Annotated in this window: 24 protein-coding genes; 8 read left to right on the forward strand and 16 right to left on the reverse strand. The window is 73.5% G+C overall.

The window, feature by feature from the left end; genetic code table 11:
• The first annotated feature begins 4 nt into the window (after positions 1-4).
• Positions 5-454, forward strand: a complete 450-nt coding sequence (locus tag ACTVZO_RS10105) for a cell division protein SepF (protein WP_069919643.1) — start codon at positions 5-7, stop codon at positions 452-454.
• A 37-nt stretch (positions 455-491) separates the two neighbouring features.
• Here ACTVZO_RS10105 and ACTVZO_RS10110 read toward each other — a convergent pair whose 3' ends face one another.
• Both ACTVZO_RS10110 and ACTVZO_RS10115 read right to left on the reverse strand, forming a co-directional pair.
• On the reverse strand, positions 492-1664 hold the full coding sequence (locus ACTVZO_RS10110; protein WP_443298058.1) for an acyl-CoA dehydrogenase family protein: 1173 nt from the start codon (positions 1662-1664) through the stop codon (positions 492-494).
• A 231-nt stretch (positions 1665-1895) separates the two neighbouring features.
• A complete protein-coding gene (locus tag ACTVZO_RS10115) occupies positions 1896-3623 on the reverse strand; it encodes an MFS transporter (protein ID WP_443298059.1) in 1728 nt (575 codons plus the stop codon).
• Between the two features lie 281 nt (positions 3624-3904).
• On the opposite strand from ACTVZO_RS10115, the gene ACTVZO_RS10120 reads away from it, so the two are divergent.
• Positions 3905-5041 carry a hypothetical protein gene (locus ACTVZO_RS10120; RefSeq protein WP_443298060.1) on the forward strand — a complete coding sequence of 379 codons (1137 nt, stop codon included), beginning with the start codon at positions 3905-3907 and terminating at the stop codon, positions 5039-5041.
• Between the two features lie 227 nt (positions 5042-5268).
• Positions 5269-6318 carry a phosphatase PAP2 family protein gene (locus tag ACTVZO_RS10125; RefSeq protein WP_443298061.1) on the forward strand — a complete coding sequence of 350 codons (1050 nt, stop codon included), beginning with the start codon at positions 5269-5271 and terminating at the stop codon, positions 6316-6318.
• A 337-nt stretch (positions 6319-6655) separates the two neighbouring features.
• On the opposite strand, the gene ACTVZO_RS10130 is transcribed toward ACTVZO_RS10125, so the two are convergent.
• The 3 genes from ACTVZO_RS10130 to ACTVZO_RS10140 form a co-directional block, all read right to left on the reverse strand.
• The gene (locus ACTVZO_RS10130) at positions 6656-7624 is read right to left on the reverse strand and encodes a helix-turn-helix transcriptional regulator (protein WP_443298062.1); all 969 of its coding nucleotides are present in this window, start codon (positions 7622-7624) and stop codon (positions 6656-6658) included.
• Positions 7625-7702: 78 nt separating this feature from the next.
• Positions 7703-8224 carry a hypothetical protein gene (locus ACTVZO_RS10135; RefSeq protein ID WP_443298063.1) on the reverse strand — a complete coding sequence of 174 codons (522 nt, stop codon included), beginning with the start codon at positions 8222-8224 and terminating at the stop codon, positions 7703-7705.
• A 204-nt stretch (positions 8225-8428) separates the two neighbouring features.
• The gene (locus ACTVZO_RS10140; RefSeq protein ID WP_443298064.1) at positions 8429-9241 is read right to left on the reverse strand and encodes a LysM peptidoglycan-binding domain-containing protein; all 813 of its coding nucleotides are present in this window, start codon (positions 9239-9241) and stop codon (positions 8429-8431) included.
• Positions 9242-9534: 293 nt separating this feature from the next.
• Here ACTVZO_RS10140 and ACTVZO_RS10145 point away from each other — a divergent pair, with 293 nt between their 5' ends.
• On the forward strand, positions 9535-10338 hold the full coding sequence (locus ACTVZO_RS10145; protein WP_443298065.1) for a hypothetical protein: 804 nt from the start codon (positions 9535-9537) through the stop codon (positions 10336-10338).
• 100 nt (positions 10339-10438) lie between these two features.
• Entirely contained in the window at positions 10439-10819 is a 381-nt protein-coding gene (locus ACTVZO_RS10150) for a hypothetical protein (protein WP_443298066.1), read from the forward strand.
• Positions 10820-10843: 24 nt separating this feature from the next.
• On the opposite strand, the gene der is transcribed toward ACTVZO_RS10150, so the two are convergent.
• The 5 genes from der to ACTVZO_RS10175 form a co-directional block, all read right to left on the reverse strand.
• Entirely contained in the window at positions 10844-12307 is a 1464-nt protein-coding gene (gene der / locus ACTVZO_RS10155; RefSeq protein WP_443298067.1) for a ribosome biogenesis GTPase Der, read from the reverse strand.
• 75 nt (positions 12308-12382) lie between these two features.
• Positions 12383-13072: a lysophospholipid acyltransferase family protein gene (locus ACTVZO_RS10160; RefSeq protein ID WP_443298068.1), complete on the reverse strand. Its 690-nt coding sequence runs from the start codon at positions 13070-13072 to the stop codon at positions 12383-12385.
• Complete coding sequence (gene cmk, locus ACTVZO_RS10165; protein ID WP_443298069.1) at positions 13027-13734, reverse strand: (d)CMP kinase; 708 nt, start codon at positions 13732-13734, stop codon at positions 13027-13029. The genes ACTVZO_RS10160 and cmk overlap by 46 nt, the downstream gene beginning before the upstream one ends.
• Positions 13735-13851: 117 nt before the next feature.
• Positions 13852-14952 (reverse strand): prephenate dehydrogenase, encoded by a 1101-nt coding sequence (locus ACTVZO_RS10170; RefSeq protein ID WP_443303105.1) that lies wholly within the window; start codon positions 14950-14952, stop codon positions 13852-13854.
• A 112-nt stretch (positions 14953-15064) separates the two neighbouring features.
• Entirely contained in the window at positions 15065-15502 is a 438-nt protein-coding gene (locus ACTVZO_RS10175; RefSeq protein WP_443298070.1) for a YidB family protein, read from the reverse strand.
• A gap of 136 nt (positions 15503-15638) precedes the next feature.
• Between ACTVZO_RS10175 and ACTVZO_RS10180 the strand changes: the two genes are divergently transcribed.
• The 3 genes from ACTVZO_RS10180 to ACTVZO_RS10190 are packed head-to-tail and all read left to right on the forward strand — an operon-like array spanning position 15639 to position 17247.
• The gene (locus tag ACTVZO_RS10180) at positions 15639-16004 is read left to right on the forward strand and encodes a DUF952 domain-containing protein (protein WP_443298071.1); all 366 of its coding nucleotides are present in this window, start codon (positions 15639-15641) and stop codon (positions 16002-16004) included.
• A 57-nt stretch (positions 16005-16061) separates the two neighbouring features.
• The gene (locus ACTVZO_RS10185; protein WP_443298072.1) at positions 16062-16535 is read left to right on the forward strand and encodes a Rieske (2Fe-2S) protein; all 474 of its coding nucleotides are present in this window, start codon (positions 16062-16064) and stop codon (positions 16533-16535) included.
• A gap of 28 nt (positions 16536-16563) precedes the next feature.
• On the forward strand, positions 16564-17247 hold the full coding sequence (locus ACTVZO_RS10190; protein ID WP_443298073.1) for a nucleotidyltransferase domain-containing protein: 684 nt from the start codon (positions 16564-16566) through the stop codon (positions 17245-17247).
• Here ACTVZO_RS10190 and ACTVZO_RS10195 read toward each other — a convergent pair.
• The 6 genes from ACTVZO_RS10195 to scpB all read right to left on the reverse strand — a co-directional run bounded on the left by ACTVZO_RS10195 (position 17244) and on the right by scpB (position 22836).
• On the reverse strand, positions 17244-18275 hold the full coding sequence (locus tag ACTVZO_RS10195) for an ADP-ribosylglycohydrolase family protein (protein WP_443298074.1): 1032 nt from the start codon (positions 18273-18275) through the stop codon (positions 17244-17246). The genes ACTVZO_RS10190 and ACTVZO_RS10195 overlap by 4 nt on opposite strands.
• On the reverse strand, positions 18272-19015 hold the full coding sequence (locus ACTVZO_RS10200) for an NUDIX hydrolase (RefSeq protein ID WP_443298075.1): 744 nt from the start codon (positions 19013-19015) through the stop codon (positions 18272-18274). Before ACTVZO_RS10200 ends, ACTVZO_RS10195 begins: the two co-directional genes overlap by 4 nt.
• The gene (locus ACTVZO_RS10205) at positions 19012-20091 is read right to left on the reverse strand and encodes an AAA family ATPase (protein WP_443298076.1); all 1080 of its coding nucleotides are present in this window, start codon (positions 20089-20091) and stop codon (positions 19012-19014) included. Before ACTVZO_RS10205 ends, ACTVZO_RS10200 begins: the two co-directional genes overlap by 4 nt.
• The gene (pnuC, locus tag ACTVZO_RS10210) at positions 20088-20684 is read right to left on the reverse strand and encodes a nicotinamide riboside transporter PnuC (RefSeq protein WP_443298077.1); all 597 of its coding nucleotides are present in this window, start codon (positions 20682-20684) and stop codon (positions 20088-20090) included. The genes ACTVZO_RS10205 and pnuC overlap by 4 nt, the downstream gene beginning before the upstream one ends.
• A gap of 146 nt (positions 20685-20830) precedes the next feature.
• Positions 20831-22210 (reverse strand): pseudouridine synthase, encoded by a 1380-nt coding sequence (locus ACTVZO_RS10215; protein WP_443298078.1) that lies wholly within the window; start codon positions 22208-22210, stop codon positions 20831-20833.
• Complete coding sequence (gene scpB / locus ACTVZO_RS10220) at positions 22210-22836, reverse strand: SMC-Scp complex subunit ScpB (RefSeq protein ID WP_443298079.1); 627 nt, start codon at positions 22834-22836, stop codon at positions 22210-22212. The genes ACTVZO_RS10215 and scpB overlap by 1 nt, the downstream gene beginning before the upstream one ends.
• Positions 22837-22842 lie beyond the last annotated feature (6 nt).

The raw sequence follows: 22842 nt of genomic DNA on the forward strand, positions 1-22842 counted from the left end.
GTCCATGGGTTCGGTGCGCAAGGCGAGTGCCTGGCTGGGTCTCGTGGAGGACAGCGACGACGAGCGTTACTACGACGACGACTACGCGGAGGCGGCCCAGGGTTCGGTGGCCGGTCCCGGCGAGCAGTGGGTCACCGACCCCCGCGTCAGAGTGGCCTCCGAGTCCGCCGTCGAGCAGGGCCGCCGCATCGCGACGGTGACCCCCGACGGGTTCCGTGACGCGCGGGGCATCGGCGAGCTGTTCCGCGAGGGTGTCCCGGTGATCGTGAACCTGTCGTCGATGGACCCGGGCGACGCGAAGCGCGTGGTCGACTTCGCGGCCGGCCTGACCTTCGGGCTGCGCGGCTCGATCGAGCGGGTGGCGACCAGGGTCTTCCTGCTGACCCCGGCCGACACCCAGATCGTGAGCGGCGAGCCCGGCGGCCGCTCGCGCGACTTCTTCAACCAGAGCTAGGCATGGGGGGCACCTCCCGGCGGCAGCCGGGGGACTTTCACCGGAAGGCGTCGAGCCCGGTGAGCGCCTTGCCCAGCACCAGCTGGTGCATCTCGACGGTGCCCTCGTAGGTGAGGACCGATTCGAGGTTGGTGGCGTGCCGCATGACGGGGTATTCGAGCGAGATCCCGTTGGCACCGAGGATGGTCCGCGCGGTGCGACAGATCTCGATGGCCTCGCGGACGTTGTTGAGCTTGCCGAAGCTGATCTGCTCCGGCCGCAGGGTGCCCGCGTCCATGCGCCGGCCCAGGTGGTGGGCGAGCAGGATGCCCTTGTGGAGCTCCAGCGCCATGTCGGACAGCTTGGCCTGGGTGAGCTGGAAGCCGCCGATCGGCTTTCCGAACTGCTCCCGGGTCTTCGCGTAGTCGAGCGCCGCCTCGAAGCTGGCGCGTGCCGCGCCCATGGACCCCCAGATGATCCCGTACCGCGCGTGGCTGAGACAGCCGAGCGGCCCCTTGAGACCGGTGACGCCCGGCAGCACCGCGTCGGCCGGCAGCCGTACCTCGTCCATCACGAGCTCGCTGGTCACGCTGGCCCGCAGCGACCACTTGTGCTTGATCTCCGGCGCGGAGAAGCCGGCGGTTCCGGTGGGGACGGCGAATCCCCTGATCCCCTCGTCGGTCTGCGCCCACACCACGGCGACGGCGGCCACGGATCCGTTGGTGATCCACATCTTGCGCCCGCTCAGCACCCAGTCGGTGCCGTCCCGCTTGGCGTAGGTCCGCATCGCGGCGGGGTCCGACCCCACGTCGGGCTCGGTCAGACCGAAGCAGCCGATCAGCTCACCGGCCGCCATGCCGGGCAGCCAGCGCTGCTTCTGCTCCTCGGAGCCGTACTTCCAGATCGCGTACATGGCCAGCGAGCCCTGTACGGAGACCAGCGAGCGGATGCCGGAGTCGGCCGCCTCCAGCTCCAGGCAGGCCAGCCCGTACTGCACGGCGCTGGCGCCCGCGCACCCGTACCCCTCCAGGGACATGCCGAGCGCGCCGATCGAACCGAGCTCGCGGGCCAGCTCTCGGATCCCGGGGAGCTCGCCGCTCTCGTACCAGCCGGCGACGTGGGGCAGCACCCGGTCGGCGGCCCAGTCACGGACGGTGGCACGGACGGCGAGGTCCTCGGGCCCGAGGAGCTCGTCGATCCCGAGCGGATCAAGGGGCTGGAACGCGGACACTGGGCCTCCCGGCGGCCTGAGTTCAGAACCTGGCGGCGCAAGTTTTACGCCCCGCCGAAGCTAAACGCCCAATCCCCGACCCGTCCACCCCCACCTTCCCGCCTCCCGCCCTCCCGCCCCGAATCCAGCCCCGCCTGGGGGTCCCCCCCCGGACGGAGTCCGGGCGATTCGAGGCGCGGGGGTCCGGGGGCGGAGCCCCCGCAACGGCGCCGCACCCGCGCACCGGCAGGATCAGCCCGCCCGCCCGGACATCCGCCCGACGGCCGGATCCGGCTCCGCCGAAGGGCCCGGCACCTTCCCGGCCCGCCCCGGCGCAGCCGGCTCCGCACAGGCCTGCGCCGGCAGCCGAACCCCGCCGTCCCCGCCCCCGCCGGCCCCGTCAGCCTCGGCCTCGGCCTCGGCTTCACAGTCCATCGCCCGCGGCAGCTTCAGCGCCATCACCGCCCCCGCGACCAACAGCCCCGCACTGACCAGCAAGGTCACGTGCAGCCCGTACACGAACGAGTTCCGCGCCGCGACGTGCAGCGCCTCCCCCGCCGGGCCGCCGAGGTGCGCGGCGATCTGGTAGGCCTCGCCCAGCGAGTGCGCGGCGCCCGCCGCCTCCGCGGCCGACACCCCCGGCACCTCCGCCAGCCCCGGCGCGTACGCGGCGTTCATCACGCTGCCGAGCAGCGCGATGCCCATACCGGCACCCAGCTGGTACGAGGTCTCGCCGATGGAGGCCGCGCCGCCCGCGGTGGCCGCGGGAGCCTCGTTCAGCATCGACTCGTACGCGGCGAACAGCGTGGTCTGGAGCCCGAAGCCGAGCAGGATGAAGCCGACCGTGAGCAGCACGGGCCGGTCGTCGTGGCCCATGAACGTGAGCACGAGCACGGCGAACGCGGTGAGCAGGAAGCCCAGCGAGACCATGGTGCGCGGACCGATCCGGGCCAGGGTGTAGGACCCGGTGGCGCCGGCCGCCATCGCGGCGAAGGTCAGCGGCAGCAGCCGCAGGCCGGTCTCCAGCGGGCTGAGGTGCAGCACCAGCTGGAGGTACTGGACCGCGATCAGTTCCAGGCCGACGAGGGCCAGCATCGCGAGCACGATGCAGCCGACGGAGGCCGAGAAGGCGGCGCGGGAGAACATCCGCATGTCGATCAGGGGGTGCGGCCGGCGCTTCTGCCGCCGTACGAACAGCACCAGCAGCGCCACGCCGAGCGCCAGCGGCACCAGCGCCTCGGGGTCGAGGAGGGCCCGCTCGGCGCCCAGCCGCTTGATCCCGAGCACCGAGCCGAGCACGCCGGCGGCGGCCATCAGCGCGCCGGTCACGTCCCACGGCCCGTCGGAGGAGCCCTTCGACTCGGGGAGCAGCCAGCGCCCCAGCGGCAGGATCAGCGCCATCAGCGGGATGTTGATGAGGAAGACGGAGCCCCACCAGAAGTGCTGGACGAGGAAACCGCCGAGCACGGGACCGCTGGCGGCCCCGATCGCGGCGACGGCGGTCCAGATGCCGATGGCCAGGGCCCGTTCGCGCCGGTCGGGAAAGACCTGGCGCAGGATCGACAGCGTGGCGGGCATGATCATCGCCCCGCCGATGCCGAGCAGCGCACGGGCGGCGATGAGGATCTGCGCGTTGTCGGCGAGGGCCGCCACCGCGGAGGCCGCGCCGAAGAGCCCGTAGCCGAGGAGGAGGATGCGGCGGCGGCCGACCCGGTCGCCGAGGGTGCCGAAGAGGATCAGCAGCGCGGCGCAGACCAGGGGGTAGGCGTCGACGATCCAGAGGAGCTCGATGGATCCGGGGCGCAGGTCTTCGGTGAGGGAGGGGACGGCGACGTGCAGGATCGTCGCGTCGAGCGCGACGAGGACCAGGCTGACGCAGAGCACCGCCAGGACGACCCAGCGATTGCCCCCGCCGGAGGCCGCGCGGAGCCGCTGCCAGGGGGCAGTGGTCCGGACTCCGGCCGCGTTCGTCCCCGACATGCATGTACCTCCCAGGTGATCCCTCGCGCTCGGCGGACCAGCGTCTTGCGGAGCCACGGGGGTGGTGCGCTGTGCGGCGTCCAACGGGGTCCGGCATCGACACGCGAGTGAACGGTCAGCGTACGCGAGTTCGCCTGTCCGACACGTGGTCAAGCTCTCATCCCGATGATGGCCGCCCTGTGGTGTGCGCCACTTTTCCCACCCCGCCCCTTCCCCCGCGTACACGCGCGCTCACGGCCCGTGGTTCTCGGCCGGGGCCCGGGTGTGCGCCACCGATAATCATGCCCGTGAAAGATCTTGGATTGCACCGGGCCGCGCCCGCGCTCGCCGCGGCCGGACCGGCGCTCGCCGTGTTCGCGGCGGTCCGGCTGCTCGGGCTGGCCGTGCTCGGGGTGTGGGGTGCGGTGGCCGGCAGCAGCCCGCACACGCTGCTGTCGGCGCGCTGGGACTCGCTCTGGTACGCCCGGATCGCCGCGGAGGGCTACGGGTACGAGGTGGCCCTCCCGAACGGGGACGTCCACTCGAACCTGGCGTTCTTCCCGCTGCTGCCCTGGCTGGAGCGGCTGGTGTCGGCGGCGGCCGGACTCCCGTACGGCTCGGCGGGCCTGGTGGTGTCCGCGCTGGCGGGGCTCGCCGCGGCCTGGGGGGTCTTCGCGGTGGCGGACCTGCTGCACGGCCGCCGGGCCGGGGTGCTGGCCGTCGCCGTCTGGGCGGCGCTGCCGGTCGGGATCGTGCAGTCCATGGCGTACAGCGAGTCGCTGTTCACGGCGCTGGCCGCCTGGGCGCTGTACGGGGCCCTGCGCGGCCGGTGGCTGACGGCCGGCCTGCTCGCGGCCGGGGCCGGGCTGACCCGCCCGGTCGGGGCCGCGGTGGTCGCGGCGGTGTGGGTGGCCGTCGTACTGGCCTGGCGCGGCGGCGAGCGGTCCTGGCGGATGGCGGCCGGTGCGCTGCTGGCTCCGCTGGGGGCCGGGGCGTACGTGCTGTGGGTCGGCGCACGGACGGGCGGCGGGCCGCTCGGGTACCTGGACGTGCAGGCCGGCTGGGGCAACGGCTTCGACGGCGGCTGGGCCTTCGCGCGGTTCATCGGGGCGCGGCTCGCCTCGTCCGCCTTCGCGGCCGGGCTCGGGCTGATCGCGGGGGTCGTGCTGGTGCTGTGGCTGTACGGGCGGTGCGTGCGGCAGCGGCAGCCGGTACCGCTGCTCGTGTACGGCGGGATCGTGGTGGCGCTGGCGCTGTGCGCCTCCGGGTACTTCGGCTCCAAGCCCCGGCTGCTGCTGCCGGCCTTTCCGCTGGTGCTGCCGGTGGCGGTGGCGCTGGCCGGGTGGCGGACCCGCACGGCGGCCGCGGTGCTGGGCGCGGCGGCCCTGCTCTCGGCGGTCTACGGGGCGTTCTGGCTGAACGGCTCGGGCCCACCGTAACGGAATGGATCATTCCGATCCATCGTTCGGCAAAGGATAACGAGTTGCGGCAATAAAGCCCGGGTAAGTATGTGAAACAATTTCCGGGGCAGTCGATCAAGAACGCTCCAACCATTGCCGAAATGCTGGGAATTAAGTCTCGCGTGAGACCAACTCCACATCACATGGTCATCACAAAGCCCGCGATTCGCACGGGCCGACCATCAGCGCGCGGTAACGTCGATTGAGTGCGTACCGATCAAATCCTGACCCGTCTGGAGCGGGTCTTCGCCCGCCTGGACCGGGAACCAGAGCGACCGGCTCATCTGCAAACCCCGCAGATGAGCCGGCACCGCGTCGTGCTCCTCGGATCGACCCTCGCCTTCTACCTCGCGATCGTCGTGGCCGTGCTGACCACGTCCTGGCTCGTGCGCCTGGACTGGCAGATCATGTTCTTCCGGCCCTACGAGCAGTGGCCGCAGCTGCACGCCTTCCTCGACTACCTCGTCGTACTGGGCCAGCGCGGCCCCACCGCGGTCATGGTCGCCGCCTGGCTCGGCTGGCGCTCCTGGCGCCAGCACACCCTCCGCCCGCTGATCACGCTGGGCGTGGCGCTGCTCCTGCTCAACGTGACCGTCGGGTCCGTCAAGCTCGGACTCGGCCGGCTCGGCCCGCACTACGCCACCGAGATCGGTTCGGCCGAGCTCTTCGCGGGCGGCGATATATTTCCTTCCGGCCACACCGCCAACGCCGTCGTGACCTGGGGAATCCTCGCCTACCTGGCGTCGACCGTGGTCACCCGGCGGGTGCTGTCCGTGGTGTCGGCGGTCGTCTCCCTGAGCGTCGGCGCCACCACCGTGTACCTCGGCACGCACTGGGTCAGCGACGTACTGCTCGGCTGGTCCGCGGGACTGCTGATCCTGCTGGCACTGCCCTGGTTCGAGCCGCTCATCGCCCGGACCGAGGCCTACGTCTTCGACCTGCGCGAGCTGCTGCGCCGCCGTGCGGAGACCGGCCGGATGCCCGCGCCCGTCGTATCGGCGCTCACCCCGCTGCTCTCCGCGGGCGGCAAGTGGCGGCTCGAGCCCGCCGCCCGGGAGGCCGCCGCGGAGCCCGCTCCCGCGGCCCCCGCGCCCGTGCACACCCCGGCGCCGCGGCCCGCGCCCCTCATCACCGGCCGGCCGCACCTGATCCGCTCCGAGCGGACCCCGGTGACCCCGGCCGGGAGCCGCAGGCCGGCCCACGGCGACCGGGCGGCCGCCCGGAGCGCCGCGGCCCGCCCGGTCGCCGGCGGCTGAACCACACCGCGCGGGACGGTACGCACCACCTCTCCCCGCGCGACGAAGGCGGGCCGGGTCACTGACCCGGCCCGCCTTCGTCGTTCGCGCCCGCCGCCGGGGCGCCGCGCCGCCCGCCGTCAGCGCCACGCCAGGACGTTCGTCCATCCCGGGTCACGCTTGTGTCACAGAATATCGACAATCCCCAATTGTTTTCCGGCCCGCGACACGCCCGCCGTTCCGACGCATTGGAATTTTTTCCGAAGCCCCCTGCGGAAGCTCTGGAATTCCGGTAGGGATTGCCACGAGGCCGCTGGACCAGACCAGTTGAATCCCCCTCAGGTCCGCCACATTTCCTTCACCTCGGCGGCTCCACGGCCCGCCCCAGCAGATCCCTCGCGGCCCTGATCCGATCCGTCAGCTCGGGCGGCTCGACCACTTCGAACTCACAGCCGATCAGCATGATGTGAATCACCAGGACGTCCAGACTGACCGCTCCGGTGCGCAGCAGACAGCTCTCCCCGTCGACCGGCTCCAGCACCCCGTCGCTCGGCCCGACGGTCCGGGCCGCCTCCTCCGCGGACACCTTCAGCCGCACCACCGCCCGGGCCGCGTAGACCCGCTGGGCCACGCCCTGGGAGACGTACGCGGCGAGGTCCCCGGCGGGCGGCTCGCGCGGCGTGAACCGCGGTCCGTGCGGCGCCCTGGGCTCGATCCGGTCGGCCCGGAAGGTCCGCCAGTCCTCCCGGTCCAGGTCCCACGCCACCAGGTACCAGCGCCGCTCGGTGCACACCAGCCGGTGCGGCTCGACGGTACGGCGGCTGACGTTGCCCTCGTGGTCCCGGTACCCGAAGCGCAGCCGCTCGGTGTCGCGGCACACGGAGGCCAGTTCGGTGAGCACCGACGGGTCCACGGTGGAGCGCTCGGCCCCGCGCAGCATCGGCACGGTGAACTCGTTGAGCGCGGACACCCTGCGCCGCAGCCTCGACGGCAGCACCTGCTCCAGCTTGGCGAGGGCCCGTACGGAGGCCTCCCCGATCCCCTCGACCCCGTTCCCGGCGGCCGTCCGCAGGCCGACCGCGACGGCCACTGCCTCGTCGTCGTCCAGCAGCAGCGGCGGCAGCTCGGCCCCGGCCCCCAATTGGTAGCCGCCGCCCGTCCCGGGACTGGCGTTCACCGGGTACCCCAGCTCCCGCAGCCGGTCCACGTCCCGGCGTACGGTGCGCGGCGTCACCCCGAGCCGGTCGGCGAGGTCCGCCCCGGTCCATTCGCGGTGGGCCTGCAACAGGGACAGCAGGCGCAGCAGTCGTGCGGAGGTCTCGAGCATGGCCGAAGTCTGCCAGCGTGCCGGCGGGCGGCGGGCGGGGGCGACGGCGGGATCACGGGGAGCGGGGGGAGCGGGGGCTCAGCAGATCGGCGCCGGGTTGCCGCTGAGCTCGATCAGCGCGCAGAGGGTCTTGGTCGACACCTTCCAGACCCCGTCCTCGAGGATCGCGGTGCCCTTGCTGCCCGGCAGTACCGGGAAGCCGCCGACCTGCAGGTCGTAGGTGACGTCCGCCTCGGTGGGCGAGGTGAAGGCCACGTCCGTGACCTTGGCCGAGGAGACGGAGGCGTCGGTGTTGCCCGCGAAGCCGCCGAGCAGCGGCTCGAGGAACTCGCCGTTCTCCAGGACCTTGGCCTTCTCCTCGACGGAGACCTTGGAGTCGAAGAAGGCCGTCCAGTTCTTCTCGACCTCGGCCTTGGCCTTGGCCGGATCCGCCGGGCCGTCGACGGCGGGTGCGCCGGGGACGGCCGGCGCACCCGCGGAGGCCGTCGTACCGCTCCCGTTCTCGCCCGCGGCGGCGGAGCCGGCCCCGAGGGCGGGCACCGCGGCCAGCACGGCTGCCGCCGCCCACACTCCGATGCGAGGGTGTCTGCCCAGGTCCATCTGGCTCACCGCCGGTGTCCGAAAGAGCCGTTCGGCTCGATGCTTCCAGGGTCGACGCCTTCGGCGCGGAGTGCAATCGGGGTCGGAAACGGACGCACCGGCCCGGCCCTGCGGTTGCGGCCCGAGCACTGCTGTGCGTGGGAGGCCTGCTCCACGGACTGCGCGCGGCGGCGGGCACGTTCAGCGCACGGGCCTCGCAGCAGCCTACGGAGCCGCGGCCGGAACAGGCGCCGGACCGGCCGGAACCGCCGGGACCGCCGGACCCGGCGTCGGCGTCGGAGCCGGGGCAGGGGCCGGGGCCGGAGCCGGAGCCGGAGCCGGAGCCGGAGCCGGAGCCGGAGCCGGAGCCGGAGCCGGCGGCGATACCGGGGCCGGCGGGTCCACCGGGCGCGGCGGGCGGGCCGGCTCCCGCTCCGGGAGGACCAGCAGCGTGCCCACGACCAGCGCCCCCGGCCGGTCCCCCACCACCGTCCGGTTGGCCTCGTACAGCGCCTGCCACCCGCCCCGGACCCGGTGCTTCCGCGCGATCGACACCAGCGTGTCCCCGCTCCTCACCACGTGCATCCGCCCGGCCAGCCCGTACCGCTTCGAGCACGTCGGCCAGGCGTCCCAGCCCTGCGCGCCCAGCACGTCCTCCGCCACCCGGATCTGCTGGACCCGGGTCGCCAGGTCGGCGCGCGCCGCGAACACCAGCCCCCCGTGGTCCTCCCAGGTCGGCTGCCAGAACTGCAGCCCGCCGTAGAAGCCGTTCCCGGTGTTGACGGCCCAGCGCCCGCCGCTCTCACAGTCGGCGACGCAGTCCCAGGGCCACTCCTGGCCCGGCCCGCAGTCCCCCGGCCCCGTGCCGATCACCCCCGGCGAGCCGGGGTGCGCCGCACCGGCAGGGCCGGGCGCGGGCGGCGGCGGGGCCTGGGCCGCCGCCGCACCGGCAGGGAGTACGAGAGCCAGCACGACGGCGACGGCAGCGGCGCCCGGAAGGGACCTGGCCCGCCGGCGACGGATCCGGAGGTTGGGCATCGCGTCACGCTACGCAGCGCCCACGGCCCTCCGGGCCCGGCGCGCCCCGCGCGTTCCGCGCCCCACCCGGTCGGCCGACCCCGCCCCCTCCCCCAAACGGCCAATCACGGCCATCAACTGCGCACAATCAGAAAACAGTTGGCACGAAACGAAGCCTCCGCCGGGCGGTTCACTCGTACGGGGGCCCGGTTCGAATCCGTTCCCTCCAATGGCGTGACCCCGGCCGCCGCTCCCCCGTTGAGCCCGGCGAGCCGGGAACCACCCGGCCCGCACCTATGCCGAGGAGCCACCCCGTGCCGCGCATGCTCGACGTCAGTGATGAGGTACGTGCCGAGATCGGTGACGAAGAAGCCGACAGGCTGCTCGTCGGCGAGGACGCGCCGCGCAGTTACGACTGCACCTCCTGCCGCACCCCGGGCGACCCCGAGAACGACCGCACCAGCACGGTGCTGTTCGTCGGCGAGGAGACCGCCGTCCTCGCCTTCGCCCACGCCACCTGCATCCCCTCCCAGGTGGTGAAGGTGTCCGAGGAGCAGCTCCAGGGCGCCGTCGCCAGCATCACCGGTGACAGCCCGGCCGCGTCCGCCGGCGGGGGCCCGCAGAACGTGCCCGGCGGCCAGGCCGTCCTCGGCATCACCAGCGGCCTGGTCCTGATCGGCGGGGAGCTGCACCCCGCCCTGGTGGTCGAGCCGACCGCGCCGATCGCCCGCCCCGGCAGCGACGGCCCCGGCGACGACTTCCTCCCGCTCCTCATCGAGCAGGGCTTCATCCCGGTCATGGACACCGCCCAGCTCCCCACCGCGCTGAGCGGCTGGTCGGTCCTGCTCGCCGCCGGCCAGCTCCACGCCGTCCTCCAGCCGGGCCCCGACGGCGGCCGCCCGGTCGCCTGGTGGCAGGCGCACCAGGCGCTGTCGGTCACCGACGGCTGGCGCAGCGCCGTCAACAAGACCCAGCGCGTGCTCATCTACGCCGCCCCGGTCGGGTCCATCGGCCAGCAGCCCCGTGAGGACCTGCTGCGCGACGCCCTGGACAAGGCCGCCGCCTCGGGCAAGCTCGTGGCGGCCTCGATGCCCCTGGCCGGCACGCCGGGCGCCTGACGGACGCGGCTCCGATCGCCGCCGGGGTGGCCCCGGCGGCGATCTGCGTTTTCCGCCCGCCACCCCGCATCCGCAGGGCCCCGGTTTCGTTGGCTGATACGTGCATCCATACGACTCCTCCCGCGCCCCGTCCCGTACGAGCCCCGTCTCGCACACCCCGATCTACGACGCCCTGTACTCGGAGTACCTGCGGGCCTTCCGGGCGCTGCCGGGCGACCGTACGGGCGAGGAGGACCTCGGGTTCACGGCCTTCTCGTACGGGGGCGGGTACACGGGCGCGGGCGGCACGTACGACAGCGGCTGGAACGGTTCCCCGTGGCAGCGCACCGACGGCTGGCAGCCCACGTACGTGGCGCAGCCGCTGCCCCAGCCCGCGTACTCGTACGCCGGCGGCTCCGGATACGCCGACGGGCGGCCGCGCCAGACCGGGATGACGCCCATCCCGGCGGCCCTGCCGCCCGCTCCGCGCCGGGGCTACTGACCCCGGGAATCCGTACCGCCCGTACTACTTCTTCTTCTTGTACTGGGCGCCGCGCTTCTCGCGCACCCGCACCGAGATGTGGATCGGGGTGCCCTCGAATCCGAACTCCTCGCGCAGCCGGCGCTCGATGAAGCGCCGGTAGCCGTGCTCCAGGAAGCCGGAGGCGAAGAGGACGAACCGCGGCGGCTTGCTGCCCGCCTGGGTGCCGAACAGGATGCGGGGCTGCTTGCCGCCGCGGATCGGGTGCGGGTGGGCCGCGACGACCTCGCCGAGGAAGGCGTTCAGGCGGCCGGTGGGGACGCGCGTCTCCCAGCCCGCGAGGGCGGTCTCGATCGCCGGGACCAGCTTCTCCATGTGGCGGCCGGTGAGCGCCGAGACGTTCACCCGGGGCGCCCAGGAGACCTGCTGCATCTCGGTCTCGATCTCGCGCTCGAGGTAGTAGCGGCGCTCCTCGTCGAGCTCGTCCCACTTGTTGTAGGCGATGACGATGGCACGGCCGGCCTCGACGGCCATGGTGATGATGCGCTGGTCCTGGACGCTGATCGTCTCGGTGGTGTCGATCAGGATGACGGCGACCTCCGCCTTCTCGACGGCGGCGGCCGTGCGCAGGGAGGCGTAGTAGTCGGCGCCCTGCTGGAGGTGGACCTTCTTGCGGATGCCGGCGGTGTCGACGAACTTCCAGGTGATGCCGCCGAGCTCGATCAGCTCGTCGACCGGGTCGCGGGTGGTGCCGGCCAGCTCGTTGACGACGACACGGTCCTCCTTCGCCACCTTGTTGAGCAGCGAGGACTTGCCCACGTTCGGGCGGCCGATCAGCGCGATGCGGCGCGGACCGCCGGGGGCGGAGCCGCCGAAGGTCTGCTCGGGGGCCTCCGGGAGGGCATCGAGCACCGCGTCCAGCATGTCGCCGGTGCCGCGCCCGTGCAGGGAGGAGACCGGGTGCGGCATGCCGAGGCCCAAGGACCACAGGGAGGCCGCGTCGGACTCGCCGCTCTGGCCGTCGACCTTGTTGGCGCACAGCACGACGGGCTTGCCGGCCTTGCGCAGCAGGCGGACGACGGCCTCGTCGGTGTCGGTGGCGCCGACCTTGGCGTCGACGACGAAGACGACCGCGTCGGCGGCCTCGATGGCGTATTCGGCCTGGGCGGCGACGGAGGCGTCGATGCCGAGGACGTCCTGCTCCCAGCCGCCGGTGTCGACGACCTTGAAGCGGCGGCCGGCCCACTCGGCCTCGTACGTGACGCGGTCGCGGGTGACGCCCGGCTTGTCCTCGACGACCGCCTCGCGGCGGCCGATGATGCGGTTCACCAGGGTCGACTTGCCGACATTCGGCCGGCCGACGACGGCGAGGACGGGGAGGGGGCCGGCGGATGCCTCCTCGAGGGCACCCTCGACGTCCTCGATGTCGAAGCCCTCTTCCGCGGCGAGCTCCATGAACTCCGCGTACTCGGCGTCGCCAAGTGCTCCGTGGTCGTGCTGGTCGTTCATGAAGTCCGTTCCTCGTCGTTCGTGGTGATCGGTGGTGCCCGCGCAGCGCGGTTCCACTACTAGGTCAAGTCTCGCTCAGCGCCCGGTGAGGCGCTTGGCGTCGGCCAGGTGGGCGGTCAGCCGGTCCTGGATGCGTACGGTGGCCTCGTCCAGCGCGGTGCGGGTACGGCGGCCACTGCCGTCCCCGGCGTCGAAGGCCGAGCCGAAGACGACGTCGACCCGGCTCCCCAGGGCGGGCAGGCCCTTGGCGAGCCGGCCCCTGGTGTCGCCGCTGCCGAGCACGGCCACCGGCACGATGGGCGCGCCGCTGCGGACCGCGAAGTACGCGAGTCCGGCGCGCAGCGAGGCGAAGTCGCCCTCGCCCCGGGTGCCCTCGGGGAAGATGCCGAGGGCCCCTCCATTGTCGAGCACGCCGAGGGCACGGGTGATCGCCGTCCGGTCGGTGCCGGAGCGGTCGACCTTGACCTGCCCGATCCCTTCGAGGAAGGGGCCGAGCGGGCCCACGTACGCTTCCTTCTTGATCAGGAAGTGCAGGGGCCGGGGCGCGGTGCCCATGACCATCGGGCCGTCTATGTTGTGCGAGTGGTTCACGGCGAGGATGACGGGGCCGGAGGCGGGCACCTTCCAGGCGCCGAGCACGCGGGGCTTCCAGAGCCCGTACATGAGCCCGATGCCGATGCGCCTGCCGACCGCCGCACCCTTGAGGGAGGGCGCTTCGCTCACTTGCGGACCGCCCGCTTCTCTTCGACCAGGGTCACGACGCACTCGATGACCTGCTCGAGCGTGAGCTCGGTGGTGTCCACCTCGACGGCGTCGCCGGCCTTGGCCAGCGGGGAGGTCGTGCGGCCGGAGTCCGCGGCGTCGCGCTTGATCAGCGCCGCCTTGGTGGCCGCGAGGTCGGCGGCGTCCTTGCCGCGGAGCTCGCCGCTGCGCCGGGCGGCGCGGGCCTCGGCGGAGGCGGTCAGGAAGACCTTGAGGTCCGCGTCGGGCAGCACGGTGGTGCCGATGTCGCGGCCCTCGACGACGATGCCGTCGGCCTCCGCGGCGGCCGTGGCGGCGATGGACCGCTGCAGCTCGGTGATCAGGGTGCGCACCTCGGGGACGGCGCTGACGGCGCTGACCTTGGAGGTGACCTCCTGGGTGCGGATGGGACCGGCGGCGTCGAGGCCGTCCACGGTGATCGTGGGGGCGGCCGGATCGGTACCGGACACGATCGAGGGCTTGCCCGCGGCCACGGCGATGGCGTGCGGGTCGTCGGTGTCGACGCCGTTGGAGATCATCCACCAGGTGATGGCCCGGTACTGGGCGCCGGTGTCGAGGTAGCGCAGCCCGAGCTTGGCGGCCACGGCCTTGGAGGTGCTGGACTTGCCCGTGCCGGAGGGACCGTCGATGGCGACGATCACGGCTGCCGGAGCTGCGGTTTCCACGGTGCGGGCACCTTCCTGGTTGCGCGTACGTGTCCGGGCGCACGAAAACGCCCCTCCTCCAGGTTACCGGGCCCCGGGACCCCCCGGCCCCAGTCGATCCGGCCCCGCCCGCAGGGGCTACTGCTGCCGCAGCGCCCAGCCCCGCTCGCGCAGCTCGGCCGTCAGGCCGGCGACGGCGCGCGGCTCGACCATCAGCTGCACCAGACCGGCCTGCTGCCCCGTCGCGTGCTCGATCCGCACGTCCTCGATGTTGACCCCGGCCCGCCCCGCGTCCGCGAAGATCCGCGCCAGCTCGCCCGGCTGGTCCGAGATCAGCACGGCCACCGTCTCGTACGGCGTCGGCGCCGCGCCGTGCTTGCCCGGCACCCGCACCCGCCCCGCGTTCCCGCGCCGCAGCACGTCCTCGATCCCGGCCGCGCCGCCCCGCCGCTTCTCCACGTCGGCCGACTGGAGCCCGCGCAGCGCCTCGACGGTCTCCTCCAGGTCGGCCGCGATCCCGGCCAGGACGTCGGCGACGGGCCCCGGGTTCGCCGAGAGGATCTCCACCCACATCCGCGGGTCGGAGGCCGCGATGCGGGTGACGTCCCGGATGCCCTGCCCGCACAGCCGGACGGCCGTCTCGTCGGCCTCCTCCAGCCGCGCGGCGACCATGCTCGACACCAGCTGCGGGGTGTGGGAGACCAGCGCCACCGCCCGGTCGTGGGCGTCCGCGTCCATGACGACGGGTACGGCCCGGCACAGCGACACCAGCTCCAGGGCGAGGTTCAGCACCTCGTGGTCCGTGTCCCGGGTCGGGGTCAGCACCCAGGGGCGGCCCTCGAAGAGGTCCGCGGTGGCGGCCAGCGGCCCCGACCTCTCCTTGCCCGCCATCGGGTGCGTGCCGATGTACTCCGTCACGTCGACGCCGAGCGCCTCCAGCTCCCGGCGCGGCCCGCCCTTGACGCTGGCCACGTCCACGTACGCGCGCGCGGCCCCGCGGCCGATCGCGTCGGCGAGCGTCGCCGCCACGTGGGCCGGGGGCACGGCGACGATCGCGAGGTCGACCCTGCCCTCGGGGGCCTCGTCCGTGCCGGCCCCGAGCGCGGCCGCGGTGTGGGCCTGGGCCGGGTCGTGGTCGACGAGGTGGACGGTGATGCCGCGGCTGGTCAGCGCGAGCGCCGCGGAGGTGCCGATCAGTCCGGTTCCGATGACGACGGCGGTTCTCACGGGGCACTCCAGGGTTGCGTTCGGCGAGGTGACGGGCTGTCGGGCCAGGGTAGCCAGCCCGGACGCCGCGAGGGCCCGGCGCCCGCCCAGTGGGACGGCGGCCGGGCCCCGGCGGGCAGCCGTGTCAGAGCTGCTGCGCCTTGATGATGTCCTCCAGCGAACCGGACGGGACCGAGCCGTTGGGCGTCAGCTTGTCGACGGCCGTCGGCAGCGCGTGCGCGATCTCGGCCGCGGCGGCGTCGGGGGTGACGCCCGCCTGCTCGGCGACCTTCTGGAGCGTGTCGTCCGGCAGCGCCTCCTTGATCTGGTCGGCGCTGACCGGCTGGTTCGTGCCGGTGCCCACCCAGGACTGCGCCTGGTCGACGAGGCCGGACTTGGTGAGCATCTCCAGCAGGCCGGCGAGCGGGTTGTTCGCGGCGCCTCCGGCCGCCTGCGCACCGCCCGCGCCGCCCATGAGTGCGCCGAGCAGCGAGCCGAGAATGTTTCCTCCGCCGCCGGCACCGCCGCCTTGGCCGCCGCCGAGGAGGCCGCCGAGAAGGGAGCCGAGGTCGTTACCCGCCATGGTCCTGCCTTTCGCAGAGGGACCGGGCCGCACGAAAGCGGCGTACCCGGCTTCAAGACACGGACAATGTCACCCAAGCCGGGCATGGCCGCCACTTGGCGCACACGCCACCGGAGGCTGCGGTAGAACGATCGGCATGATCCTCCATCTCGTCCCGCTCGCCGACTGGACCGCCGCACCCGAGCGGCCGTACGCCCCGCCCTCGCTCGACTCGGAGGGTTTCGTGCACTGTTCGGCCGACGGGCCCACGGCCCTCGCGATCGCCGACGCGCACTACCGCGCGGTACCGGGGATCCTGCTCGCGGTGGAACTCGACGAAGCCGCCCTGACCGCCGAGGTCCGCCGCGAGAGTGAATCCGGCGGCCGCTACCCGCATGTCCACGGCCCGTTGAACCGCGAGGCCGTGGTTCGCGTGTGGGAGGTCGTACGCACACCCGGCACCCCTGCCTCACTGGCACCGTGGGAGCCGGGCCACCGAAACGGCGCGGCGGGCTTCTCCTGAGGCCCGCCGCAGGCCAGGATGCTCTCGCCCGATCCGGCCCCGAAGCGAGGAGAAACCATGAGCGACCCCACGCACACCGCCCGGCGTACGGTACTGACGGCCGGCGCGGCCGCCCTGGCAGGCGGCGCGCTCACCGCGTGCGGCGGCGGTGACGGCGACAAGACGCCGGCGAACGGATCGGCGTCCGAGCCCGCCGCGTCCGCGTCCCGGCCGGCCACGTCCCAGGAGCCCGCGGCGGCCGAGAAGGTCATCGCCATGGCGGCCGAGGTGCCGGTGGGCGGCGGCAAGATCCTGAAGGACGAGAAGCTGGTGATCACCCAGCCCACCGCCGGGTCCTTCCGCTGCTTCTCGGCGGTCTGCACCCACCAGGGCTGCCTCGTGAACAAGGTGGAGAACAACAGCATTCTCTGCCCCTGCCACATGAGCACGTTCGAGGCCACGGGGGGAGCGCCGACCAAGGGCCCGGCGACCAGCGGGCTCGCGGAGAAGGAGATCAAGGTCGCGGCGGACGGCGGTATCTCGCTCGCCTAGCGGCGGCCCGGGTGCCTAGGCTCCCCGGATGGACGAACTGACGCTGGTGCGGGAACACACGGTCTACCGGTGCGTGATGGGATCCCGGGCCTTCGGACTGGCGACGGAGGCGAGCGACACCGACCGGCGCGGTGTCTACCTCGCCCCGACGCCGCTCTTCTGGCGGTTCGAGAAGCCCCCCACGCACGTGGAGGGCCCGCGGGACGAGGAGTTCTCGTGGGAGCTGGAGCGCTTCTGCGAGCTGGCCCTGCGCGCCAATCCGAACATCCTGGAGTGCCTGCACTCCCCGCTGGTCGAGCAGGTCACCCCGGTCGGCGAGGAACTCCTCTCCCTCCGCGAGGCCTTCCTCTCCCGCCGGGCGCACACCAGCTTCAGCCGGTACGCGGCCTCCCAGCACGGCAAGCTCCTCGCGGACGTCCGCGTCCACGGCGCCCCGCGCTGGAAGCACGCCATGCACCTGCTGCGCCTGCTGCTGTCCTGCCGCGACCTGCTGCGCACGGGCCGTCTGACGCTCGACGCGGGCCCCCACCGCGACCGCCTCCTGGCCGTCCGCCGCGGCGAGCTCAGCTGGGCCGAGGTCGACGGCTGGATGTCCCGCCTGACCGCCGAAACCGACGCGGCCCTGACCACGACCCGCCTCCCCGAGGACCCGGACCGCGCCCGCGTCGAGGACTTCCTCGTCCGCACCCGCCGCGCCTCGTCGGTCTCCTAGTCCCAGAGCGCGCCGAAGGCCAGGAGTTCGTCGCGGTACTCGATGCGGCCCTCCCAGTCGCGGGGCCAGGCGTCCGCGCCGAGGTGGGCGCCCGCGAAGGCGCCGGCCAGGCAGGCCAGGGAGTCCGAGTCGCCCGCGGTGCAGGCGGCGCGGCGCAGGGCCAGGAGCGGCTCCTGCGGGAAGAGCAGGAAGCACTGCAGGGCCGTGGCGAGGGCCTCTTCGGCGATCCAGCCCTCGCCCGTGGTCAGGCAGGGGTCCGTTTCCGGGGACGGGGTGCGCAGGGCCGCCGCGAGCCGCTCCAGGACCGCCAGGCAGTCGTCCCAGCCGCGCGCCATGTAGGACTCCGGGGAGGCGTCGGCCGCCGTGCGCGTCCAGAGGTCGCCGAGCCAGCGCTCGTGGTAGCGGGTGCGGTTCTCCAGGGCGTACGAGCGCAGCCGTCCGACCAGGCCCGTCACCTCGGTGCCCTGCGCGAGCAGGTACACGGCCCGGGCGGTGAGGTCGGAGGCGGCCAGGGCCGTCGGGTGGCCGTGGGTGAGGGCCGACTGGAGCTGCGCCGCGCCCGCCCGCTCCTCCTCGGTCCAGCCGGGGACCAGCCCCACGGGCGCCACCCGCATGTTCGCGCCGCAGCCCTTGGAGCCGGTCCGGCTGGCGTCCCGCCAGTCCCGCTCGGGATCGTTGAGCAGCGAGCAGGCGGTCATGCAGGTGCGGCCCGGCGCCCGGTTGTTCTCGGGCGAGTGGTACCAGTCGACGAACTCCTCCCGGACCGGCCGGGCGAGGCGCAGCGGGCCCACCCGGCCCCGGTCGGCCGCGGTCCGCATGCCCCGCGCCAGGGCGAGCGTCATCTGGGTGTCGTCCGTGACGATCGCCGGCCGGGGCAGCTTCATCTCGCGCCAGGGGCCGGTCTTGGCGAGGATCGACGGCACGTCGTTGAACTCGGTGGGAAAGCCCAGGGCGTCCCCCAGGGCGAGGCCGATCAGCGCGCCGGTCGCCGCGCGCTTGGGGTTCGTCGCCACCGTGTGCGTCGTCATCGTGTGCGTCCTTCCGAGGGGCGGAGCAGGGGCGGGTGCAGGGCGGTCGCCGGACCGGGCCGGTACAGCGCGGCGGGTTTGCCGCGGCCTCCGGTCAGCCGGGCGGCTCCCGGTACGGCCTCGACGAAGCCGGGGGTGGCCAGGACCTTGCGGCGGAAGTTGGGGCGGTCCAAGGCGGTGTCCCAGACCGTCTCGTAGACGGCCTGGAGCTCCCCGAGGGTGAACTCGGGCGGGCAGAAGGCGGTGGCCAGGCAGGTGTACTCCAGCTTCGAGCCGACCCGTTCGCGCGCGTCCGCCAGGATCACGGCGTGGTCGAAGGCGAGCGGTCCGACCCCGGTCACGGGCACCCAGCGGGCGTGGGCCGCGTCCCCGCCGCCCTCCGCCGCCGGTTCCGGCAGGTCGGCGACGAGCGCGGCGAAGGCCACCGAGACCACCCGCATCCGGGGGTCCCGGTCCGGCTCGCTGTAGGTGCGCAGCTGCTCCAGGTGCAGGGCGGCCACCAGGTCCGGCGCCAGCCCGGTCTCCTCGGCCAGCTCGCGCCGGGCGGCGCTCTCCGCGGACTCCCGCGGCAGGACGAAGCCGCCGGGGAGCGCCCAGTCGCCCTGGTACGGCTGCTGCCCGCGCCGGATCAGCAGTACGTGCAGCAGCCCGGCGCGCACGGTGAGGACGGCGAGGTCGACGGTCACCGCGAACGGCACGAAGGCGGAGGGTTCGTAGCCCTCGGGCGGCACCCCGCTCATCGGGTCTCCGGCAGGGGGTCGGCGAAGTGCCGTCCTTCGGCGAGCAGTTCGTCGACGGCCGCCACCGCGGCCGCCAGCCGCTGCTCGCGGTCGCCCCGTACGAGGAGGAAACGTCTGCCGGTGCGTTCCAGTTCCTCCTTGAACCGCCCGGTCATCCAGGGCCGCAGGTGCGGGCCGTCGCGCAGTCCGTCGTCCTCGAACGGGACGTCCGCGTGGTCCGTCAGCAGGTACAGGTCGCGCGTGGTGAGGGAGGCGGTCTTCTCGACCTCCTCGCTGCGCCCGCCCGTGTACCGCTCGTGCCAGATGCCGGTGGCGAAGGAGTCGGTGTCGCAGAACAGCACCGGCGAGCCCAGCCGGGCGGCCCGCTCCTCCTGCGCGTCCTGGCGCCGCGCGATGACCGGGAACTCCTCCGAGGTGAAGGTGATGTCCGCCCAGGTGGCCGCGGGGTCGGCGGTGCGCGCGGCCGCCAGCTTCTCCTCGCTGTAGCGGCGCCCGTACTCGGCGACCCAGCCCGTCCCGGCCCAGACGCCGCCGCGCCGCCGGTAGTGCTCGGCCAGCGCCCGCGACAGCGTGGTCGTGCCGGTGGACTCGGCGCCGAGTACGACGACCCGCCGGACCAGGGAGGCCCGTACGGCGGGCCCCAGGAAGTCCCAGCAGCCCACGGGGTCGGCCCGTACCGCCGTCCCGGAGACCGGGAACAGCGTTCTGGCCGGATCCACGCAGACCTCCTCGGCGCCGAACCTGCGCGCGAGTTCGGCCCCGTACGCCTCCGAGGTGAAGACGGCGTCGACGGGCCTGCCGACCGCTTCCCGGAAGACCGTCATGTGGGCCTCCCAGACCGCGGGGTCCGTCAGGTCGACCGGGATGTCGTCGACCGCGCCGACGACGTCCGCGCGGGGGTGCTCCTCGCGCATCCAGGCGACCCGGTCGGCGAGCGGAACCGACTCCACGGAGGCCGCGCAGACCAGTACGGTCAGCCGGTCGCAGCGGTCCTGCGCGGTGCGCACCAGGTGGTGGTGCCCGGCGTGCGGCGGGTAGAACTTGCCCAGCACCAGCCCGTGCCCGTAGCGCTTCACGCCGTCGCCCCCAGGGCCGTACGGGCGCCCGGCGCGGGGAGCGTGCGGCGCCAGCCGGCCAGCCCGGCCACGCAGAGCGCGAGGAAGCCGACGTAGAGGGCGGCGGTCAGGTAGAGGCCCTTGTGGGCGTACAGCGGGATGTACACGAGGTCGGCGGCGATCCACAGCCACCAGGACTCGAGGAGCTTGCGGCACTGGCCGTACGTGGCGGCGAGCGAGAGCCCGGTCGTCAGGGCGTCCCAGAACGGGACGGTGGAGTCGGTGGCGCGGCTCAGCAGCAGGGTGAGGGCGAGCACCCCCACCGCCCCCGCCGCGGCCAGCCGGACCCATTCGGTGCGCGTGGTGCGGCGCACCGGCAGGGCGTCGGCGGTTCCAGGGCCACCCCCGTGGGTCCAGGACCACCAGCCGTACGCGGCGAGGGCGATGAAGACGATCTGCAGCCCGGCGTCGGCGTAGAGGCCGGCCTGGGCGAAGAGAACGATGAAGAAGACGTTGTTGGCGATGCCGATCGGCCAGTTGGCGATGTGCTGGCGGGCCACGAGCCACACGCACAGGGCACCAGTGGCGAATCCGAGTACCTCGGTCCAGCTCATGACGAGCCCCCACTCCCTTAATAGTCAGGTTGACTATAAACGCAGCAGGGGTGGCCGGGCAAGCGAAGAGCCCGCAGCGCCGGGGCACTGCGGGCTCTTCGACCCGGTATCGGGGTGTTGCGGGTACCCGGGGGTACCGCGGGGTGCTACAGACCGACCTCGCGCATCAGCATGCCGACCTCGGTGTTGGTCAGGCGGCGCAGCCAGCCGGACTTCTGGTCGCCGAGCTCGATCGGCCCGAAGGAGGTGCGCACGAGCTTCTCGACCGGGAAGCCGGCCTCGGCCATCATGCGGCGGACGATGTGCTTGCGGCCCTCGTGGAGGGTGACCTCGACCAGGTAGTTCTTGCCGACCTGGTCGACGACGCGGAAGTGGTCGGCGCGGGCGTAGCCGTCCTCCAGCTCGATGCCGTCCTTGAGGCGCTTGCCGATCTCGCGCGGCAGCGGGCCGGTGATCGCCGCGACGTACGTCTTCTTCACGCCGTACTTCGGGTGCGTGAGGCGGTGGGCCAGCTCACCGTGGTTGGTGAGCAGGATGATGCCCTCGGTCTCGGTGTCGAGCCGGCCGACGTGGAAGAGACGCGTCTCCCGGTTGGTGACGTAGTCGCCGAGGCACTGGCGGCCGTCCGGGTCCTCCATGGTGGAGACGACTCCGGCCGGCTTGTTCAGCGCGAAGAACAGGTACGACTGGGTGGCGACCGTCAGGCCGTCGACCTTGATCTCGTCCTTCGGCTGGACGCGCTTGCCCTGTTCCAGCACGATCTCGCCGTTGACCTCGACGCGGGCCTGCTCGATGAGCTCCTCGCAGGCGCGGCGCGAACCCATGCCGGCGCGGGCGAGCACCTTCTGCAGGCGCTCACCCTCCTCCTCGGCGCCCGGGAAGGTCTTGGGGGTCTTGATGACCGGCTTGTCCGCGTACCGGTCGCGCACGCGCTCCTCGATCCGCGCGTCCAGCTCTCGCGGACGTGACTGGCCGCTGCGGCTGCCGGGGCCGCTGCGCGGGCCGCCCGCGCCGCCGATGCCGGGGGTCCTGGAGGTCCGGGGACCGCCCTTGGCGCCACCGCGCGCCGCCGCGCCGCGGGCACCGCCGCCGCCGGCCTTGGGGCCGCTGCGGCCGGAGCGCTCGCCCTCGGGGCCCACGTCGTAGCGACGCTCCTCGGGGCGGGGGTTGCGGGGGCGCTGGGGGGCCTGGTCGCGGTCGCGGTCACGGTCGCGCGGGCCGGAGCCGCCGCCCTGGTAGCCGCCGCCGGAGGAGCCGCCGCGGTAGCCGCCCCCTCCGCCGGAGGAGCCGCCGCGGTAGCCACCGCCGGAGGAGGAGCCACCACCACCGGAGGAGGAGCCGCTGCCGCCGCGGTAGCCACCGCCGGAGGAGGAGCCGCCGCCACCGCGGTAGCCACCGCCCGAGGAGGAGCCGCCGCCCCGGGAGGAGCCGCTGCCGGAGGAGCTGCCGCCGCGGGAGTTACCGCGTCCGCCACCACCGCCGCCGCCGCTGTTCCTGTTGCCGCCGCCGTTGCCGTTGCTTCGCATCAAATGTCCGTCGTCTTGTCGTCGTCTTCATCAGTGTCCGGTGCGTCCGGATCGAACGACGGCACACCTTCTTGCGTCTCGGCTTCGATCGCGTCCGCCTCGGGGAGGAAGGGCGCGAGCTCCGGGAGCTCGTCCAGGCCGCGCAGGCCCATCCGCTCCAAAAAGTGGTTCGTCGTCCTGTACAGGATCGCACCTGTTTCGGGTTCCGTCCCCGCCTCCTCCACCAGACCCCGCTGGAGGAGGGTCCGCATGACCCCGTCGCAGTTGACTCCGCGGACCGCCGACACCCGGGAACGGCTCACCGGCTGGCGGTACGCGACGACCGCCAGGGTCTCCAGCGCCGCCTGGGTGAGACGGGCCTGCTGGCCGTCCAGCACGAAGCCCTCGACGGCCGGGGCGAACTCGGCCCGGGTGTAGAACCGCCACCCCCCGGCGACCAGGCGCAGCTCGAACCCGCGGCCCTGGAGCGTGTACTCGTCGGCGAGCTCGCGCAGCGCGTCCGCGACCTCCCGCGGGGTGCGCTCCAGCACCTTGGCGAGGTGCGCCTCGGTCGCGGGCTCGTCCACGACCATGAGTACGGCCTCCAGCGCCGGCTTCAGCTCCAGCCCGGCCACGTCGGTACTCATTCCTCG

The sequence above is a fragment of the Streptomyces sp. IBSNAI002 genome (assembly GCF_052244475.1).
GTDB lineage: Bacteria > Actinomycetota > Actinomycetes > Streptomycetales > Streptomycetaceae > Streptomyces.